The organism is Enterobacter sp. EC_64 (assembly GCF_019584165.1).
Taxonomy (GTDB): domain Bacteria; phylum Pseudomonadota; class Gammaproteobacteria; order Enterobacterales; family Enterobacteriaceae; genus Enterobacter; species Enterobacter roggenkampii.
Genome location: NZ_VDAS01000020.1, coordinates 11,673 through 27,805, shown reverse-complemented (window position 1 = coordinate 27,805; position 16,133 = coordinate 11,673). Strand labels below are relative to the sequence as shown.

Annotated in this window: 19 protein-coding genes; 8 read left to right on the top strand and 11 right to left on the bottom strand. The window is 57.4% G+C overall.

The window, feature by feature from the left end:
• Nucleotide 1: 1 nt before the first annotated feature.
• From FHC52_RS16115 to FHC52_RS16105, 3 genes are read right to left on the bottom strand one after another with little or no spacing between them, the layout of a single operon-like run.
• A complete protein-coding gene (locus tag FHC52_RS16115) occupies nucleotides 2-1,261 on the bottom strand; it encodes an NAD(P)/FAD-dependent oxidoreductase (protein WP_032651754.1) in 1,260 nt (419 codons plus the stop codon).
• Nucleotides 1,258-1,977, bottom strand: coding sequence for an SDR family NAD(P)-dependent oxidoreductase (locus tag FHC52_RS16110; RefSeq protein ID WP_126288825.1), 720 nt, complete (start codon nucleotides 1,975-1,977; stop codon nucleotides 1,258-1,260). Before FHC52_RS16110 ends, FHC52_RS16115 begins: the two co-directional genes overlap by 4 nt.
• Nucleotides 1,974-2,408 carry a nuclear transport factor 2 family protein gene (locus FHC52_RS16105; RefSeq protein ID WP_008502330.1) on the bottom strand — a complete coding sequence of 145 codons (435 nt, stop codon included), beginning with the start codon at nucleotides 2,406-2,408 and terminating at the stop codon, nucleotides 1,974-1,976. Before FHC52_RS16105 ends, FHC52_RS16110 begins: the two co-directional genes overlap by 4 nt.
• A 257-nt stretch (nucleotides 2,409-2,665) precedes the next feature.
• Here FHC52_RS16105 and FHC52_RS16100 point away from each other — a divergent pair, with 257 nt between their 5' ends.
• Both FHC52_RS16100 and FHC52_RS16095 read left to right on the top strand, forming a co-directional pair.
• Entirely contained in the window at nucleotides 2,666-2,863 is a 198-nt protein-coding gene (locus FHC52_RS16100; protein ID WP_008502331.1) for a hypothetical protein, read from the top strand.
• 1 nt (nucleotide 2,864) lies between these two features.
• The gene (locus FHC52_RS16095) at nucleotides 2,865-3,653 is read left to right on the top strand and encodes a hypothetical protein (RefSeq protein ID WP_008502332.1); all 789 of its coding nucleotides are present in this window, start codon (nucleotides 2,865-2,867) and stop codon (nucleotides 3,651-3,653) included.
• On the opposite strand, the gene FHC52_RS16090 is transcribed toward FHC52_RS16095, so the two are convergent.
• The 4 genes from FHC52_RS16090 to FHC52_RS16075 are packed head-to-tail and all read right to left on the bottom strand — an operon-like array spanning nucleotide 3,634 to nucleotide 5,624.
• A complete protein-coding gene (locus FHC52_RS16090; RefSeq protein WP_063615672.1) occupies nucleotides 3,634-4,146 on the bottom strand; it encodes a GNAT family N-acetyltransferase in 513 nt (170 codons plus the stop codon). The genes FHC52_RS16095 and FHC52_RS16090 overlap by 20 nt on opposite strands.
• A gap of 18 nt (nucleotides 4,147-4,164) precedes the next feature.
• The gene (locus FHC52_RS16085; protein ID WP_008502334.1) at nucleotides 4,165-4,569 is read right to left on the bottom strand and encodes a VOC family protein; all 405 of its coding nucleotides are present in this window, start codon (nucleotides 4,567-4,569) and stop codon (nucleotides 4,165-4,167) included.
• A 30-nt stretch (nucleotides 4,570-4,599) separates the two neighbouring features.
• Nucleotides 4,600-5,232: a TetR/AcrR family transcriptional regulator gene (locus FHC52_RS16080; protein WP_021241367.1), complete on the bottom strand. Its 633-nt coding sequence runs from the start codon at nucleotides 5,230-5,232 to the stop codon at nucleotides 4,600-4,602.
• Nucleotides 5,229-5,624, bottom strand: a complete 396-nt coding sequence (locus FHC52_RS16075; RefSeq protein WP_023292497.1) for a DoxX family protein — start codon at nucleotides 5,622-5,624, stop codon at nucleotides 5,229-5,231. The genes FHC52_RS16080 and FHC52_RS16075 overlap by 4 nt, the downstream gene beginning before the upstream one ends.
• 372 nt (nucleotides 5,625-5,996) lie before the next feature.
• On the opposite strand from FHC52_RS16075, the gene FHC52_RS16070 reads away from it, so the two are divergent.
• Nucleotides 5,997-6,356: a histidine phosphatase family protein gene (locus FHC52_RS16070; protein ID WP_310572719.1), complete on the top strand. Its 360-nt coding sequence runs from the start codon at nucleotides 5,997-5,999 to the stop codon at nucleotides 6,354-6,356.
• A gap of 113 nt (nucleotides 6,357-6,469) precedes the next feature.
• Here the strand turns inward: FHC52_RS16070 and FHC52_RS16065 are convergent, their stop codons facing one another.
• On the bottom strand, nucleotides 6,470-7,048 hold the full coding sequence (locus tag FHC52_RS16065; RefSeq protein ID WP_023344078.1) for a TetR/AcrR family transcriptional regulator: 579 nt from the start codon (nucleotides 7,046-7,048) through the stop codon (nucleotides 6,470-6,472).
• Between the two features lie 104 nt (nucleotides 7,049-7,152).
• Between FHC52_RS16065 and FHC52_RS16060 the strand changes: the two genes are divergently transcribed.
• Nucleotides 7,153-7,620, top strand: a complete 468-nt coding sequence (locus FHC52_RS16060; protein ID WP_063615671.1) for a nuclear transport factor 2 family protein — start codon at nucleotides 7,153-7,155, stop codon at nucleotides 7,618-7,620.
• A 38-nt stretch (nucleotides 7,621-7,658) separates the two neighbouring features.
• Here the strand turns inward: FHC52_RS16060 and FHC52_RS16055 are convergent, their stop codons facing one another.
• The 3 genes from FHC52_RS16055 to FHC52_RS16045 all read right to left on the bottom strand — a co-directional run bounded on the left by FHC52_RS16055 (nucleotide 7,659) and on the right by FHC52_RS16045 (nucleotide 10,095).
• Nucleotides 7,659-8,198: an ester cyclase gene (locus tag FHC52_RS16055; RefSeq protein ID WP_059364594.1), complete on the bottom strand. Its 540-nt coding sequence runs from the start codon at nucleotides 8,196-8,198 to the stop codon at nucleotides 7,659-7,661.
• A gap of 65 nt (nucleotides 8,199-8,263) precedes the next feature.
• A complete protein-coding gene (locus FHC52_RS16050; protein ID WP_021241361.1) occupies nucleotides 8,264-8,986 on the bottom strand; it encodes an SDR family oxidoreductase in 723 nt (240 codons plus the stop codon).
• Nucleotides 8,983-10,095 (bottom strand): alkene reductase, encoded by a 1,113-nt coding sequence (locus FHC52_RS16045; protein WP_063615670.1) that lies wholly within the window; start codon nucleotides 10,093-10,095, stop codon nucleotides 8,983-8,985. Before FHC52_RS16045 ends, FHC52_RS16050 begins: the two co-directional genes overlap by 4 nt.
• A 99-nt stretch (nucleotides 10,096-10,194) precedes the next feature.
• Between FHC52_RS16045 and FHC52_RS16040 the strand changes: the two genes are divergently transcribed.
• The 4 genes from FHC52_RS16040 (at nucleotide 10,195) to FHC52_RS16025 (ending at nucleotide 16,124) form a co-directional block, all read left to right on the top strand.
• On the top strand, nucleotides 10,195-11,106 hold the full coding sequence (locus FHC52_RS16040; protein ID WP_063615669.1) for a LysR family transcriptional regulator: 912 nt from the start codon (nucleotides 10,195-10,197) through the stop codon (nucleotides 11,104-11,106).
• A gap of 133 nt (nucleotides 11,107-11,239) precedes the next feature.
• Nucleotides 11,240-11,854, top strand: a complete 615-nt coding sequence (locus FHC52_RS16035) for a TetR/AcrR family transcriptional regulator (protein WP_031275020.1) — start codon at nucleotides 11,240-11,242, stop codon at nucleotides 11,852-11,854.
• Nucleotides 11,855-11,928: 74 nt separating this feature from the next.
• Nucleotides 11,929-13,038: an efflux RND transporter periplasmic adaptor subunit gene (locus FHC52_RS16030; protein WP_126288821.1), complete on the top strand. Its 1,110-nt coding sequence runs from the start codon at nucleotides 11,929-11,931 to the stop codon at nucleotides 13,036-13,038.
• Nucleotides 13,035-16,124, top strand: coding sequence for an efflux RND transporter permease subunit (locus tag FHC52_RS16025; RefSeq protein WP_063615668.1), 3,090 nt, complete (start codon nucleotides 13,035-13,037; stop codon nucleotides 16,122-16,124). The genes FHC52_RS16030 and FHC52_RS16025 overlap by 4 nt, the downstream gene beginning before the upstream one ends.
• The last annotated feature ends 9 nt before the right edge of the window (nucleotides 16,125-16,133 follow it).

The window sequence follows — 16,133 nt, the reverse complement described above, 5'->3', positions numbered from 1 at the left end:
CTCAGTTCCCCTCTCCGGCCGCTATCGCGTTGACCACGTCCAGCGCGCTGCGCACGCCGTCTTCATGAAAACCGTTGTACCAATAGGCTCCGCAGAACCAGCTCCGCTGGTGACCGTTGATCTCGCCGCGCCGCGCCTGCGCCCGCCAGCTTTGCGGGTTAAACAGCGGATGCTCATAAACGAAGCGTTGCAGAACGAAGCGCTCATCCACCGCCGCGTCCGGGTTAAGGGTGACGCAGAACAGCGGGCTGCCCGCAGGCAGCCCCTGCAGAATGTTCATGTTGTAGGTCACACAGGCGCTGGCCTGCTCCTGCGCGCTCAGCCGGTAATTCCAGCTCGCCCAGGCGCGCGGCCGCACCGGCAGCCAGCGCGGGTCGCTGTGCAACACCACCTCGTTGCGCTGCCAGCCGATATCGCCCAGCACCTCGCGCTCTGCGGAGGTCGGGTCGTCAAGCATCGCCAGAGCACTGCCGGAGTGGCAGGCAAATATCACCTGGTCGAAGGTATGGCTGCCGTTTTCAAGCTGGAGCGTGACCCCGTCCTCGTGGCGGCTCACCCGCTGCACCGGTGAATTGAGATGCAGCGTCAGCCGATCGCCCAGTTTGTCCAGCATCGCGCGGATATACTCTCGCGAGCCGCCCGGCACCACGTACCACTGCGGGCGATGGGTGATATCCAGCAGACCGTGGTTTTGGAAGAAACGTAAAAAAAGCGGCAGCGGGAAACGCTTCATCTCCTGCAGCGAGGATGACCAGATGGCGGCCCCCATCGGCAGAATATAGTGGCGCGCAAAAAACGGCGTAAAGCCGTGCTGGTCCAGAAACGTCTGCAGCGTGGCGTTCGGGTCCACTTCCCCGTCCAGCGCCTGTTTTGCCAGACGATTGAAGCGGACGATTTCACCGAGCAGCCGCCAGAATGTCGGATTGACAAGATTTCGGCGCTGGGCAAACAGCGACGTCAGGGTGTGGCCGTTGTATTCCAGCCCCGTCTCAGGGTTGTGTACTGAAAAGCTCATCTGGGTTTTTTGCCCGCTGATACCCAGCTCGCTGAGCAGGCCCATAAAGCGCGGATAGGTGCGGTCGTTGTAGACGATAAACCCGGTATCGATCGCGTATGTGCCCTGTGGCGTCGTCACGTCAACCGTTGCGGTATGGCCGCCCGGTGTGGATCCCGCTTCAAACAGGGTCACCTGATGGTGCCCGGCCAGTCGCCAGGCGCACGTCAGCCCGGCAATGCCGCTGCCGATAATTGCAATGTTCATGAACGCACCATCCTGCGCAGCAGCGTGCGCTGTATAAAAGCAGGCAGCCCTGAGAGCAGCCGCAAAATGAAGCCAAATCCGGCAGGAAACGCGATGTGCATTTTCCCGGCCGCCAGCCCGATACGGATCGCCTTCACCGCCTCATCGACGGTCACCCGACCCGGCATGGCAAAATCATTTTTTCGCGTCAGGGGCGTATCGACGAAGCCCGGAGAGACAACCGTGACGGTAATCCCTTTTGGCTCCCAGTCGAGGCGCAGGCTTTCGGCAAACCAGCTCAGCGCCGCTTTGGACGCACCGTAGGCCTCTGCGCGAGGGAAAGGTAGCCAGTGGGCCATCGAGCTCACCAGCACCACGCGGTTGCCTCGAACAAGCTGCGGCTGCAGCGCCTCAAGGCAGTTCACCGGCCCGAGGAAATTGGTGTTCATGACCCGCTCCACCAGCGCTGCATCCACCACGCCACCGTCGAGGTATTCGCAGGTACCGGCGCAGAGAATAATCAGATCGGCGTAGCTGCCGGTCAGCGCCTGTCGGCAGGCCTCCCGGTCCGTCATATCGAACAGTCGAACGGTGAGATTGGGGCAGGTCTGATGCAGCGCTTCCAGACGCGCCGGATCGCGCCCGCAGGCAATCACATGATAGCCGTCAGCGGAGAAGGATTTCGCCAGCCCGGCGCCAATGCCCGAACTTGCACCGGTAATCAGTACCGTCTTCATGATTTGACCCTCCGCTTCACGCCGCGTACCGCCCAGCCCAGCAGAGGAAGATGTTCGTAGATCATCTCTCCCGCATCGTAGTAGTCGCGCTGGTGGGTGATGAGATCGTTTTCCGTCTCCACCACCGAGCACCCCGGCAGATCGAGCGGTTCGCCTCCGGCAATGCGCGGATGCGACCAGTGCATCACCCAGGTGACAACAAATCGGTTCCCGCTGCAGAGCGGCGGGTCGATAGAAAAACGGCAGTTCTCGACGTTGGCCAGCAGATGGGTGAAATAGCGCTGAAGCGCAAAGATACCGTCGTGCTCGCCGAACGGATCGACAAGCGTGGCATTTGAATGGTAAAGCCCGACCAGCGCGGACGGCGGCTGGCTATCCAGTGCGGCGTAGTACTCAACAAACCGACTCACGACAGAGGGCAAAGTGCTCATGGGTCACATCCTGGCTGTAAACAACGTGGCGTAATCGCATACTTAAAACTTACACAATTAACGTTATTTGTCCAAGTTTGTGCAAATTTATTTTTTATTAACCATAAATATCAACAACTTGATAACTCAATCATTTAACGGTTTTGTAGGCCGGGTAAGGCGTAGCCGCCACCCGGCTTTCACTTTCAGGTTATCCTTAAGGCAAATTCAGCGGTCATCCTCCAGGCTTATCCTTTTTATTCATAAGGATGCCTGACATGAAACGTTTCTTTCTCTCCCTCTTCTCAAGCCCGGAATCCTTACTGCAGGTGATGAGTCAGCAGGAAATTATTGAAGCCGTGGAAGATGGCGACCGCATCATTATCGACCAGGACGGGAACGCCTCGGTGAACTACAAGAGCAACGAGGTGCGGCAGGACTTTCTGCGTCACGTTAACGCGCTGAAGAGGGCCTGATATGGGAACGGCGATATTTATGGTGCTGATGGTCTGCGGGTACTGGTACACCAGCCGAGACCTGTCGACCCGCTTTAAAATCAAGCGTTCCTTTGGCTGGGACGTCTATTTTCTCGTTGCGCTTTACGGCTGTATTTTCGTTCTGCAGGGGGTGATTGCTACGGGGCTGCTCTGGCTGCTGCTGCTCACCCTTTCTGCCGCCAACAACGCTTTCCACTTTGCCTCACCGAAATACACCGACTGGCAAATCGACTTTATGAACTGGAGTTTTTTAGGCATTCAGGCGCCGGTGGTGGTGATGCTGGCGTTTGCCATTCTGTTTTGCCTCTACCGCTCTAACTGGGCAGGCAGCGCCAGGCTGGACGGCGAGAGTCGGAAAAAGCTCTACAAACGGCTTGCACAGGCGAGCGGGATTGAACAACTGCTCTATCAGTGTATGGAGCAAGGCGAACTGGCGCAGGTCACGCTCCGCTCGAGGCGGATATACGTGGGTATGATCCACACCGCAACGCTGGAATATGAAAAAACGGCCAATATCGTGCTGATCCCAATGTTGAGCGGGTACCGGGATGCGAAGACGATGAACCTGCGCATCGAGAATAATTACAGCAGGTGGTATGCGGAGCATGACATTACGCTCGACTCGGAACCCCGCAGCGCCATGTCATTCCGCAAGGTGATTTTACTCAATCAGATTGAGAGCATCTCGCTGTTCGATCCCGCCAGCGCCAGCGCGCTGTCGCTGGCACAGCGGGACGAGAGCCCTGGCCCTAAAGAGACATCCCCATAATTCTGAGTATGCTCTGCTGTGTGGCAGTTTCGAAAAGGACGTTCTTAATGCAGAGCATGCCCTGCTTCTGGTAGAACCGGTACGCTCCTGCGTTCTGCTCAAGCACTTCCAGCCAGAGAGAGTCCTTTCCCCTGCTCCGGGCCATGTCGATAATTTTATGGAACATGTCCTGACCATAGTGCTTGCCGGTCTCAGCAGGATCGAGGTAGAGCTTGTTGAGGAGGACGCCCCTCTTGTCCGTTTCCGGAAGCATGGCGTCCCAGGTCACTTTCATGAATCCCACTGGCCGATCGGTTTCTGCCACAAACCAGGAAACATGGCTCTCGGACAGGCTCTGCTCAATGACGGAAGGGGTATACTCGGCGTCCAAAAAATCCTTCATCTCTGCATCTGATACCCACAAATGCTGAAAATGCGCGGGATAGATACGATATCCCAACTCGCTTAATAGCGTTGAATCGGCCCCGGTGGCCTGTCGAATTCGAAGCGTCATGGAAGGTATCCCTGGTCATCACCCGCGTTGGGCATGTTGATAGAGATCCCAGCGGTTGCCGTACATATCTTCAAACACCACCACCGTACCGTACTCTTCCTCACGCGGTTCTTCGCAGAAATGAACGCCTTTTGCCTTCATGGCATGGTAATCGCGCCAAAAATCATCCGTCTGAAGGAACAGGAACACTCTGCCGCCGCATTGATTACCGATAAAACCTTCCTGCCTCTCGTTAGACGCACGAGCCAGCAAAATGTTGCAGTCGCTTTCCGGATTGGGCGAGACGACCACCCAGCGTTTACCCGGTTGCGGCGTATCCTCTACGAGGGTAAACCCCAGCTTGTCTGTGTAGTACTCAATGGCGCGATCGTAGTCATCAACCACAATAGCCACGCAGCCGAGGCATCGTTTCTGTGTTCTCATTTCCGTTACCTTTACTCTAAATGGTTATGCTCAGCGCTTTTCCACTGAATACGCGCACATAAAAACAGCGATCGCATGCGTAACCCGACGAGCAATTTCTTCATCAGATAAGCTTTTTCTGGCGCCAAGCTTTATCTCAAGGCTTGTCATCCCGAGCCACAACCCGGCCAGGTCGTCAGCCGCTTCGCGCGGGGAGCACGCGATCAGTAAGCCCTTTTCAACGGCTTCACCGATAATTGTCTCCAGCATCTGCTGCGCCCTGCCGGGACCTGCCGCATAAAAACGCGCGGGTAACTCCGGATGACGAATAGCGGCGGAGGCAATTAAGCGGTCCCAGCCCGTCAGCTCGCGCTGGTTGATGAAGCGGACAAAACGGTTGCCAAACGCGGTTAAGACCTCGGTCAACGACAGATGATGCCGCTCGGAAAAATCACTGTCACTGATGGTCAGATCCGATTCCTTACGGAGTACGGCCTCAACAAGCAGGTCTTTATCCGCGAAATTGGCATAAAGCGTGGCTTTTGCCACCCCGGCAACGCGGGCAATTTCTTCCGTCGTGACATCGAGGCCTTTCTCGAGAAACAGGCTTCTTGCGGCCTGCAGTATCGCCTGCTCCTTTGACGGATCTTTTGGGCGGCCTTTCTGCCGAACCTTTTCTCTCATCGTTTACGACCTGACAAAAGCATGCTCATCATGAGCCCCCCGATAACGGTTATGTGTTCAAGCGCGATATGAAACTCCTGGGTGCGCTGGGGCTCGCTAAATTTCCAGAATGGATGCCCCACCGGAATGGTGAGTAATGTAAACACAATCAGCATTGCCGATCCAATCCATCCGTAGCCGGCAAAATTCGAAATCACCAGAGCAGAGCCTACAAGCTGACAGAGAATGGTGCCTGTCGCGAATAAGACGGGCCAGGGGAGACCCACATCCACCATTTCCAGCACAATCTCTCCAAAGTTGAACAACCCATAAAAGCCTGCCATCCAGAAGAAAAAGGTCAATAAAATTCTTGAAAGACAGAGTGTTGTGATAGATGACGTGATTTTTGACACTGAATTATCTCTTTGATCATTTAAAAGACTGGCTAGTCTACTTATTAATTAACAGACCGACAAGTCTGATAAGTGCGATCACCGCCCTGACACTCCAAAACGGGTGGGTGAACATCAGTGTGAGAACGCGCTAGTCTGCCTCTGGTGAATGGATGGTGAGCGATGAAGACATATGGAAATTATTTTGATGCGCCACGGCGAACCCGAATACAGGGGCGCCGGAAAGGTGTCGTACAGGGAAATGGTGGGATGGATCGACAGCTATAACCGCTCTTCAACGGGCCGCGACTGACCTTCGGAGATGGCTCAAATCCTCGCGTACCGCGCACTGACGTTTCTCTCAGCAGCCCTCTCCCGCGAGCCCTTTCATCGTTGAAAACGCTGGGGTGTGAACCGGGCTTAATTGATGAGGTTTTTCGGGAAGCAGAGCTGCCGGTGTTCCGTATTCCGGGGTTCCGGCTATCGCCTTTTTACTGGGCAGCGCTGTTTCGCGTTCTTTGGCTCTGCGGCCTGTCTGGCGAGTCAGAGCGCGTAAGCGCCGCAAAAGAACGTGCCGTTAAGGCGGCAGAAATCCTGGTGAATGTAGCGAAGGACTCTGACGGCCCCGTCTTGCTCATGGGGCACGGGGTCATCAACCGGTTCATTGCAAAAGAACTGATCGCATCAGGCTGGAAAGAACAGACTCGTCCGGGTAAGGGGTACTGGGGAGCGGGGGTTTACAGCATGGTATAGCGGCACATGCTGAGGCCGAGGATTGTTCATCCTCGGCGCACGCCAGCCGACTGTTATTCGCAAATGCTGAATGCACCTGTCAGCCTTCGTCTGGAGGACTAAGGGGATCCTCGCTAGCCCCCGATTAAGTCTGCCAGCGCCCTCTTCAACGACGCGATGACCTCATCCGTCTCCATGCCCATCTGCGCATGAATAATGGCGCCGTCAATGAGCAGCATGATTTCATTGACGGCGCGCTCATCCGCAATTTTTGTCAGCAACGCAATAATCTTCTTTGTTTCGATTTTATGATCGCGGCATATCGCTTTTATTTCGCTTTCAATATCTTCGGATTTGGCTTCGGCGCTGGCATTAATAAACGCACAGCCGTGGAAATCAGGCGAAATAAACCATTCATAAAGGGTAGCCGATAGAGCGTCCGCAGGCGTCTGGCCTTCAACGAGATGTCGACGAAGCGTGGCCTCAAACCAGTTAATCCATATTTCATGTCGATAGTGTAAATAGGCGAGAATAAGCAAGCTCTTACTCGGAAAATGGCGATAAAACGTCACCTTCGTCACTTTCGCCTCTTTAATCAGCGTATCCACCCCCGTCGCCCTGAAGCCCGTGGAATAAAACAGATCGTGCGCCGTGAGTAATATTTTATCCCGGACGCTAATTTTTGTTTCGTTGCCTGCGTGTTCGGTTTTCATTTTTTCGACAGCCTCAAAAAGGGTGTTGACAGCGTTATTTTTCAGGCATAGATTACCCCAAGTAGACAGACCTGTCTACACAAAATCACACTGAGGTAACCGCCATGAACACACGTCCTCCTTTACCGCCCTTCACCCGTGAAAGCGCCATCGAAAAAGTCAGGCTGGCAGAAGATGGCTGGAACAGTCGCGACCCGGCGAAAGTCGCGCTGGCCTATACGCTGGATACCCAATGGCGCAACCGTGCAGAGTTCGCCACCAACCGTGAAGAGGCCCAGGCGTTTCTGGAACGGAAATGGAAAAAAGAGCTGGATTATCGTCTGATTAAAGAGCTGTGGGCCTTTACGGATAACCGCATCGCGGTCCGCTATGCCTATGAATGGCATGATGATTCAGGAAACTGGTTCCGCTCGTACGGCAACGAAAACTGGGAGTTCGCACCGGACGGCTTGATGAAGCGCCGCTTTGCCTGCGTTAACGATATGCCGATAAAAGAATCCGAGCGACTGTTCCACTGGCCGCTGGGCAGACGCCCGGACGATCACCCCTCGCTGAGCGATCTGGGGTTATAGGCTCAACGCATCACTCCGGCTTCCCGGAGTGATGTGTTTTACAGCGCGCCCAGCTGTTTCATCAGCGTCAGGTTGTCCTCAATATGCCAATTCGCTGCAATTTTACCGTCACGGATTTCATAGATATCCGTGGCGATAAAATCTATTTTCTGCCCCTTTCCTTTCAGCCTGCCAAATGTCCCGGTGAATGTGCCGTAAAAATGTAAATGTGAGACCACGCGGTCGCCTGAAATAATCATCTGCTCAACGTCGCAGCGCAAATCGGGCACGGCCGTGCGAAACGCCCGCGAGGCTAAAATAGCGCCTTCCGGCCCCTGCTTACGGCCTTCCGGCGGTGTTTTATCAACAAAGTTTGCCGCCAGGGCATCACGCGCCAGAGTTTCATTACCGGTGTTCCAGAACGTGGCATATTCTCTGGCAACGGCTTCATTCGTCTTTAATTGCATCTGGGGCAGGCTCTTGTCCACAATCAGCTGTTTCGGCTGTACTCTTTCCCCCTGCGCGGAAATAGCATTGCCCGACAGACCAGCAAAAATAAGCGCCGCGATAGCGGGACGAAAGCACGTCGTATATTTCATGATGTCTCTCTACAGAATGTTACGTTACCCGCAGACGATACCCTGCGGATCACATTAATGAGGGGTCAGTTAATTAACGCCCCGCCCTCAATATCAATGACCGACCCGGTGACAAACGGATTGTCCATGGCGAAAAGATACCCTTGTGCGATGTCCTGCGCCCTTCCCCAGGCTTTGGCTGGCAGGGTTTCCGCCGCGCCGGCGAGCATTTTTTCCCGCGCGGCGGCGTCCATCCCCGCATACGCTTCCGTGTCGGTCAGCCCCGGACTCACGACGTTGACGCGCAGCGGGGAAAGCTCTTTCGCCAGCACCTTTGTCGCGGCCTCAATGGCGGCATTCATCGTTGTTTTTACGATGGCGCCCGCCACGGTGCGGCGCGCCACAAACCCGCTGGTGAAGGTCAGCGTCCCGCGGGGAGCGATGTTCCCGCTGAGATAGCGGGCGACATTCAGGCTTCCCCAGAATTTTGTATCAAAGGCCTGTCTTGCCGCACGGAGATCCAGTCCGGAAAGCAGCCCGCCCGGCGCCTGTGAACCCGCCGTGACGACAATATTATTGACCTCGCCCAGCGTTTCACTGAGCGCAACAAGCTCTTCCTCACGGCTGATATCGAGCACGAGAGTGCTAACAGACGCGGCATGAGCGCCCAGTCGTTGCCGTGCAGCGTCCAGTTTCGCGCTATCGCGTCCCGCAAGCATAATCTCCTCGCCGCGCCCGGCAAGCAGGGTGCCCACGGCGAAACCGATGCCGGAAGCGCCGCCGATAATTAAGGTTTTACGGGTCATCATATTTCCTCCTGCTGGGTGTACGTTGAGTAATCGGTATAGCCCGTAGCGGTGCCGCCAAACAGCGTGGCGGGGTCGCGCACCTGGGCCAGCGGCAAGCGGTGCGCCAGCCGGTGAGGCAAATCCGGGTTGGCAATAAACGGTCGTCCGAAGGCAATCAAATCGGCATAGCCCGCCGCCAGAATTTCTTTGGCTTTGGCAAGGTCATAGTTGCCCGCGACGATCAGGGTGCCGCTGAAGGTCTCGCGAAGCGATTGACGGAAATGCTCAGGAATCTGCGGCGCGTCGTCCCAGTCGGCTTCCGCCAGGTGGATAAACGCAATCCCTTTTTGTTCGCACCAGGCCGCAAGCGCGAGTATGGCTTCAGAGACCTGCGGGTCGTTCATCCCGCGCTGGGTAATAAACGGCGAAAGACGAATGCCCGTACGTTCGTGACCAATCGCCTCGGCAATCGCGCTTAACACGTCCTGGGCGAAGCGGATCCGGTTAGCCACCGTACCGCCGTACTCGTCCGTGCGTTTGTTGGAGGTTTGGCGCAGGAACTGGTCGATCAGATAGCCGTTTCCGCCGTGGACCTCCACGCCATCAAACCCGGCCTGAACGGCATTCAAAGCGGCCTGGCGATAGTCCGCGACGATGTTCTGAATGTCCTTGCGTGAGAGCGTTCTCGGCTGCGGGCAGTCAACCATCTGGCCTTCTCCATGCTCATTCACCACCCACACCTGCGCGTCCGGGGCCAGCGCTGACGGGGCGACGGGCTGACCGTCCTGGTGAAAACTGGCGTGCGACATTCGCCCAACGTGCCAGAGCTGAGAAAAAATGACGCCGCCCGCCTGATGTACGGCCCCCGTCGTGAGCTGCCATCCTGAAACCTGCTCCGGCGAATGGATGCCGGGCGTCCAGGAGTATCCCTGACCCTGAGGCGAGATTTGCGTGGCTTCGGTGATGATTAACCCCGCGCTGGCCCGCTGCCGGTAATACTCCGCCATCAGCGCGGAGGGAATGTTGCCCGGCTGAAGGGAGCGCGCGCGGGTCATCGGCGCCATGACGATACGATTTTTCAGGTCCAGCGACCCCAGCCTGTAGCGTTCAAAGAGTGAAGCAGGTTTCATGTTTTCATCCCTTATGGTTTGGATGAAATCACTTTACAGTCGGCATCTGATTTTGATAATTACGCTAAAAACAGATGCACTTTTCGGAAAAGATGAATAATGGGTAAACTCGAAGACATGGCCTTACTGGTGGAAGTCGCCGAGGCCGGAAGTCTTTCCGCCGCCGGACGACGCCTGTCGCTTTCTCCTGCCACGATGACCGCCAGGCTGAAGGCAATTGAGGAGCGTTACCAGACGCGCCTGTTTCATCGCTCAACGCGATCCCTCACCCTGACCCGCGCAGGCGAAGAGTTTTATCACGCCGCGCTGCGCGTGCTGGAAGAGGTGCATCACGCCGAGTCGCTGCTGACGCAAAAAGAGGGCGTGCTCAGCGGCAATATTCGCCTTTCCGCGCCCTCGGACTTTGGCAGACAGTATCTCAGCCCCGCCGTCATTGAATTTTCTCGTTACCATCCTGCCGTCAAATTTTACATCTCGCTAAAAGAACACGTTGAGGATCTGGTCGCTAACCGGCTGGATATGAGCGTGCGCTTCGGCAATTTGCCGGACAGCAGCCTTGTCGTCAGAAACATCCGCCCGAACCGTCGGGTGCTGGTTGCCTCCGGGGCGTATCTTAACGACCACGGTATCCCCGCCACGTTTGCCGATCTAGCCCGGCACCGGTGCCTGGCGCTGGAGTCTCAGGGCGTGGTGATGAACGAATGGCGCTTTGAACATGAGGGAGAGGAAAGCGTTGTTCGCGTCGAGCCCGCCATGGTGTGCGACGACGGGGCATTGCTTCGTCAGTGGGCCCTGGGCGGAGCGGGCATCGCCGGGAAATCGTGGTGGGACGTCAAAGACGACGTTGACGCCGGAAGACTCACGGTGCTGTTTGCCGACAGCTTCACCGGCTTTAGCCGCTACGATCGCAAAGATGTCGGGCTGCAGCTTGTTTACCCGCAGCGCAAGCTTCAGCCGCTTCAGGTTACGGCGTTCAGCCAGTTTTTTCTCGACTGGCTTAAAAAACATTAACGTAAAAAACAGTGATACACTTACTCCACCCGGCCGATTGTCCCGTCTTCACGACGTAAGACAGCACAACAGTAACCAAAGTACAAAATGGTCACTCGTTGCCAACCCTGGCCCGTCACGCTAAGCTTACATAATGACTAAAACTATGAACGCCCCATCAATACGTGGTCCACTTGACCATTCTGTCAGAGAGCAAATCGTCGAAGCGGCCTTTGAGCACTTCGGCCACTACGGCTATGAAAAAACCACCGTCGCCGAGCTGGCGAAATCTATCGGTTTTTCAAAATCCTACATTTATAAGTTCTTCGATTCCAAGCAGGCTATCGGCGAAGTGATCTGCGCTAACCGCCTGGAGCTGATCATGGCGGCCGTGCTTTCCGCCATTGAGGATGCGCCGTCAGCCAGCGAAAAACTCCGCCGTCTTTTTAAGTCGCTCACCGAGGCCGGCAGCGAGCTGTTTTTCCACGATCGCAAGCTCTACGACATCGCCGCCGTCGCGTCACGGGAGAAGTGGCCTTCGACGGAAAGGTATACCGAAAGCCTCCTGAAGCTGATTGAGAGCATCATTATCGAAGGCAGACAGGCTGGAGAGTTCGAAAGGAAGACGCCGCTGGACGAGGTCACCTGTGCCGTTTACATGGTGATGTGCCCTTACATTAACCCCGTTCAGCTGCAGTACAACCTTGAAACTGCCCCAACGGCGGCGGTACTTCTCTCCTCACTGATTTTAAGAAGCCTGGCCCCCTGATTAGTGACCATTGACTTTATTGGTCACTAATCACAGAATGCGGAAACTGTCCTGTTACTTCAAAAGGGTTTCCCATGCTCAGGCTCACTTCAGCCCGCCTTGCCATATGTCTTCTGCCGTTTGCCCTCGCGGCATGCGGCGATATTTCCGTGAGTGACGATCCGCGCACCAGGCCTCCGCTTGTCAGATCCGCCTCCGTCGAGAGGGCGAATCCAGCCGCTCGCACCTTTACGGGCGTGGTGGTGGCAAGAACGCAAAGCGACCTGGGCTTCAGGGTTCAGGGTAAAATCCTCGAACGCCTGGTGGATACCGGGCAGACCGTCAAACAGGGCCAGCCCTTACTGCGTCTGGATCCGGTTGACCTGAAATTACAGGCTCAGGCGCAGCAGCGCGCGGTGGATGCTGCCCAGGCGCGGGCGAGAAAAGCCACCAGCGATGAGGCGCGTTATCGCGGTCTGGTGGCGTCCGGCGCGGTGTCCGCCGCGGAGTACGATCAGATTAAAGCGGCGGCCGATACGGCCAGGGCGGATCTCAGCGCCGCCCGGGCGCAGGCCAACGTGGCGCAAAACGCCACGGGCTATGCCGTCCTGCTGGCGGATTCAGACGGCGTGGTGATGGAGACGCTTGCCGAACCCGGTCAGGTGGTCAGCGCCGGACAGGTGGCGATCCGCCTTGCCAGAGCGGGACAGCGCGAAGCGCTCGTGCAGCTTCCGGAGACGCTGCGCCCTGCCGTCGGCAGCGAAGCACGGGCCACGCTTTATGGCCGTGAACAGCACCCGGTCACCGCCACGTTGCGCCTGCTGTCTGATTCCGCGGATGCCGCAACCCGGACGTATGAAGCACGCTACGTGCTGGCAGGCCAGCTGGCGAACGCGCCGCTGGGGGCAACCGTCACGCTCAGCCTTGAAGACCCGAAAGCGGAAGGTCAGGCCATGCAGGTCCCGCTGGCCTCACTCTACGATGCGGGTAAAGGGCCCGGCGTCTGGCGCATTTCCGCCCAGCCGGCAAAGGTCACATGGACGCCGGTTAAGGTGCTGAGCGTGGGCGAAGACGCGGTCCAGATCGCGGGCGGCGTGAAGCCCGGGGAGAAGATCGTTGCGTTAGGCGCCCATCTTCTGCACGAAGGTGAAGTTGTCAGGCTGGCAGAACAGCGCCATGCCGCTCCGGCGGAGAACGCGCCATGAGCCAAAGCCGCTTCAACCTGTCAGCGCTGGCCGTCCGCGAGCGTTCCGTCACGCTGTTTCTGATCGTTCTGGTGACGATTGCCGGTATTTACGCCTTTTTTGGACTGGGACGCGCGGAAGATCCGCCCTTCACCGTGAAGCAGATGACGGCGATTGCCGTCTGGCCGGGTGCGACCGCGCAGGAGATCCAGGATCAGGTCGCGGAGCCGCTGGAAAAGCGCCTGCAGGAACTCAAATGGTATGACCGTACCGAAACCTATACCCGTCCCGGCATGGCGTATATCACCCTGTCGTTGCAGGACAAGACCCCGCCAGCCGAAGTGCAGGAGGAGTTCTATCAGGCGCGTAAAAAGCTTGGAGATGAATCCCAGCGTCTCCCGGCGGGCGTCATCGGCCCGATGATCAATGACGAATTCTCGGATGTCACCTTTGCCCTCTTTGCTCTGAAAGCAAAAGGCGAACCGCAGCGGCAGCTGGTACGCGATGCCGAAGGCCTGCGCCAGCAGCTTCTGCACGTTCCCGGGGTGAAAAAAGTGAACATCATCGGTGAACAGGCCGAGCGGATTTATATCGCCTTCTCCCATGACCGTCTGGCGACGATGGGCCTCTCACCGCAGGATATTTTCAATGCTCTCAACGGCCAGAATGCCCTGGCCGCGGCGGGCGCCATTGAGACCCGGGGCGCGCAGATTTTTATCCGCCTGGACGGCGCGTTCGATGAACTGCAGAAAATCCGCGATACGCCTTTAGTCGCTCAGGGCAAAACGCTCACGCTGTCGGATGTGGCAACGGTTGAACGAGGCTATGAAGATCCCCCGACGATGCTGATACGCAATCAGCATGAACCCGCCCTGCTGCTGGGCGTTGTCATGCGTGAGGGCTGGAACGGCCTGGCGCTGGGTAAAGCGCTGGATGCGGAGACGGCGAAAATCAACGATAGCCTGCCGCTTGGCATGACCCTGACCAAAGTCACCGACCAGTCCGTGAATATCCGCTCCTCGGTCGATGAGTTTATGATCAAATTCTTCGTCGCCCTGCTTGTGGTCATGGTGGTCTGTTTTGTCAGCATGGGCTGGCGCGTGGGGGTGGTGGTTGCGGCGGCGGTGCCGCTGACCCTGGCGGTCGTCTTCGTGGTGATGGAGGCCGCGGGAATAAACTTTGACCGCGTCACGCTGGGCTCCCTGATCCTCGCCCTCGGCCTGCTGGTTGACGATGCGATTATCGCCATCGAAATGATGGTGGTGAAGATGGAGGAAGGTTACGACAGAATCAAAGCCTCGGCCTACGCCTGGAGCCACACCGCCGCGCCGATGCTGGCCGGTACCCTGGTGACGGCGATTGGCTTTATGCCGAATGGGTTTGCCCAGTCGACCGCCGGGGAATACACCAGCAATATGTTCTGGATTGTCGGCCTCGCCCTGATTGCCTCATGGTTTGTTGCTGTGGTGTTCACGCCGTATCTGGGGGTGAAGATCCTGCCGGCGATCCCCAAAGTGGAAGGGGGCCATGCCGCCATCTATAACACGCCTCGCTATAACCGCTTTCGCCAGCTGCTTGGCCGCGTTATCGCCAGAAAGTGGCGCGTGGCCGGGTCCGTGGTCGCCATTTTCATTCTGGCCGTGCTCGGCATGGGGCTGGTAAAAAAACAGTTCTTCCCGACCTCCGATCGCCCGGAAGTGCTGGTTGAAGTGCAGATGCCCTATGGCACCTCGATTACGCAAACCAGCGCCGCTACCGCAAAAATAGAAGCGTGGCTGGGCAAGCAGCCGGAAGCCAAAATCGTCACGGCCTATATTGGTCAGGGCTCGCCCCGTTTCTATCTGGCAATGGCCCCCGAGCTGCCCGATCCCTCTTTTGCGAAAATCGTGATCCTGACGGACAGCGAGACGTCACGCGAGGCGCTCAAGTTCAGGCTCAGGGAGGCCGTCGCCAGCGGCCTTGCGCCCGAAGCCCGCGTGCGGGTGACGCAGCTGGTGTTTGGCCCCTACTCGCCTTTCCCGGTTGCCTGGCGCGTGTCGGGGCCGGACGTCAAACAGGTGCAGGACATCGCCGAACGGGTGAAAGCCGTGCTTCAGGCAAGCCCGATGATGCGAACCGTTAACACCGACTGGGGCTCGCGCGTTCCGGTGCTCCATTTCACTCTCGATCAGAACCGCCTGCAGGCGACCGGCTTAACCTCCAGCGCCGTTGCCGGGCAGCTTCAGTTCCTGCTCTCCGGCGTGCCTGTCACCTCCGTGCGGGAAGATATTCGATCGGTAGACGTCGTTGCCCGCGCGGCGGGAGATATCCGCCTTGACCCGGCAAAAATCGAAGGCTTTACCCTGGTCGGCAATGCGGGACAGCGCGTGCCGCTGTCTCAAATTGGCAAGATAGAGGTCGGCATGGAAGACCCGATCCTGCGCCGCCGCGATCGCACCCCCACGATTACCGTACGGGGCGATATCGCCGATAATCTTCAGCCGCCGGACGTGTCGGTCGCCATCATGAAGCAGCTCCAGCCGATCGTTGATTCGCTGCCGGCCGGCTACCGCATTGACATGGCGGGGTCGATTGAGGAGTCGGGCAAAGCCACGCAGGCCATGTTACCGCTGTTCCCGATCATGATTGCCCTGACGCTGCTGATCATCATTTTGCAGGTGCGCTCACTCTCCGCGATGGTCATGGTGTTCTTAACCGCGCCGCTGGGGCTGATTGGCGTCGTGCCGACCCTGCTGATATTTAATCAGCCGTTTGGCATCAACGCGCTGGTCGGCCTGATCGCCCTCTCCGGCATTCTGATGCGCAATACGCTGATCCTGATCGGTCAAATCGATCATAACCAGAAGGACGGCCTCGATCCGTTCCAGGCGGTGGTCGAGGCGACGGTCCAGCGAGCGCGGCCGGTCTTACTCACCGCCATGGCGGCCGTGCTGGCGTTCATTCCACTGACGCATTCGGTGTTCTGGGGCACGCTGGCCTGGACGCTGATCGGCGGAACGCTGGGCGGGACGATCATTACGCTCGTCTTCCTGCCCGCGATGTATGCGATCTGGTTCCGGATCCGCCCGGTTGAACAACGCGTGCAGCCTGCCACGGAAAGCGTGTAAACTACCATC

Bases quoted from the DNA above. Each gene is read 5' to 3' on its own strand.
- FHC52_RS16115 (WP_032651754.1), bottom strand. From the start codon at position 1,261: ATGAACATTGCAATTATCGGCAGCGGCATTGCCGGGCTGACGTGCGCC.
- FHC52_RS16110 (WP_126288825.1), bottom strand. From the start codon at position 1,977: ATGAAGACGGTACTGATTACCGGTGCAAGTTCGGGCATTGGCGCCGGG.
- FHC52_RS16105 (WP_008502330.1), bottom strand. From the start codon at position 2,408: ATGAGCACTTTGCCCTCTGTCGTGAGTCGGTTTGTTGAGTACTACGCC.
- FHC52_RS16100 (WP_008502331.1), top strand. From the start codon at position 2,666: ATGAAACGTTTCTTTCTCTCCCTCTTCTCAAGCCCGGAATCCTTACTG.
- FHC52_RS16095 (WP_008502332.1), top strand. From the start codon at position 2,865: ATGGGAACGGCGATATTTATGGTGCTGATGGTCTGCGGGTACTGGTAC.
- FHC52_RS16090 (WP_063615672.1), bottom strand. From the start codon at position 4,146: ATGACGCTTCGAATTCGACAGGCCACCGGGGCCGATTCAACGCTATTA.
- FHC52_RS16085 (WP_008502334.1), bottom strand. From the start codon at position 4,569: ATGAGAACACAGAAACGATGCCTCGGCTGCGTGGCTATTGTGGTTGAT.
- FHC52_RS16080 (WP_021241367.1), bottom strand. From the start codon at position 5,232: ATGAGAGAAAAGGTTCGGCAGAAAGGCCGCCCAAAAGATCCGTCAAAG.
- FHC52_RS16065 (WP_023344078.1), bottom strand. From the start codon at position 7,048: ATGAAAACCGAACACGCAGGCAACGAAACAAAAATTAGCGTCCGGGAT.
- FHC52_RS16060 (WP_063615671.1), top strand. From the start codon at position 7,153: ATGAACACACGTCCTCCTTTACCGCCCTTCACCCGTGAAAGCGCCATC.
- FHC52_RS16055 (WP_059364594.1), bottom strand. From the start codon at position 8,198: ATGAAATATACGACGTGCTTTCGTCCCGCTATCGCGGCGCTTATTTTT.
- FHC52_RS16050 (WP_021241361.1), bottom strand. From the start codon at position 8,986: ATGATGACCCGTAAAACCTTAATTATCGGCGGCGCTTCCGGCATCGGT.
- FHC52_RS16045 (WP_063615670.1), bottom strand. From the start codon at position 10,095: ATGAAACCTGCTTCACTCTTTGAACGCTACAGGCTGGGGTCGCTGGAC.
- FHC52_RS16040 (WP_063615669.1), top strand. From the start codon at position 10,195: ATGGGTAAACTCGAAGACATGGCCTTACTGGTGGAAGTCGCCGAGGCC.
- FHC52_RS16035 (WP_031275020.1), top strand. From the start codon at position 11,240: ATGACTAAAACTATGAACGCCCCATCAATACGTGGTCCACTTGACCAT.
- FHC52_RS16030 (WP_126288821.1), top strand. From the start codon at position 11,929: ATGCTCAGGCTCACTTCAGCCCGCCTTGCCATATGTCTTCTGCCGTTT.
- FHC52_RS16025 (WP_063615668.1), top strand. From the start codon at position 13,035: ATGAGCCAAAGCCGCTTCAACCTGTCAGCGCTGGCCGTCCGCGAGCGT.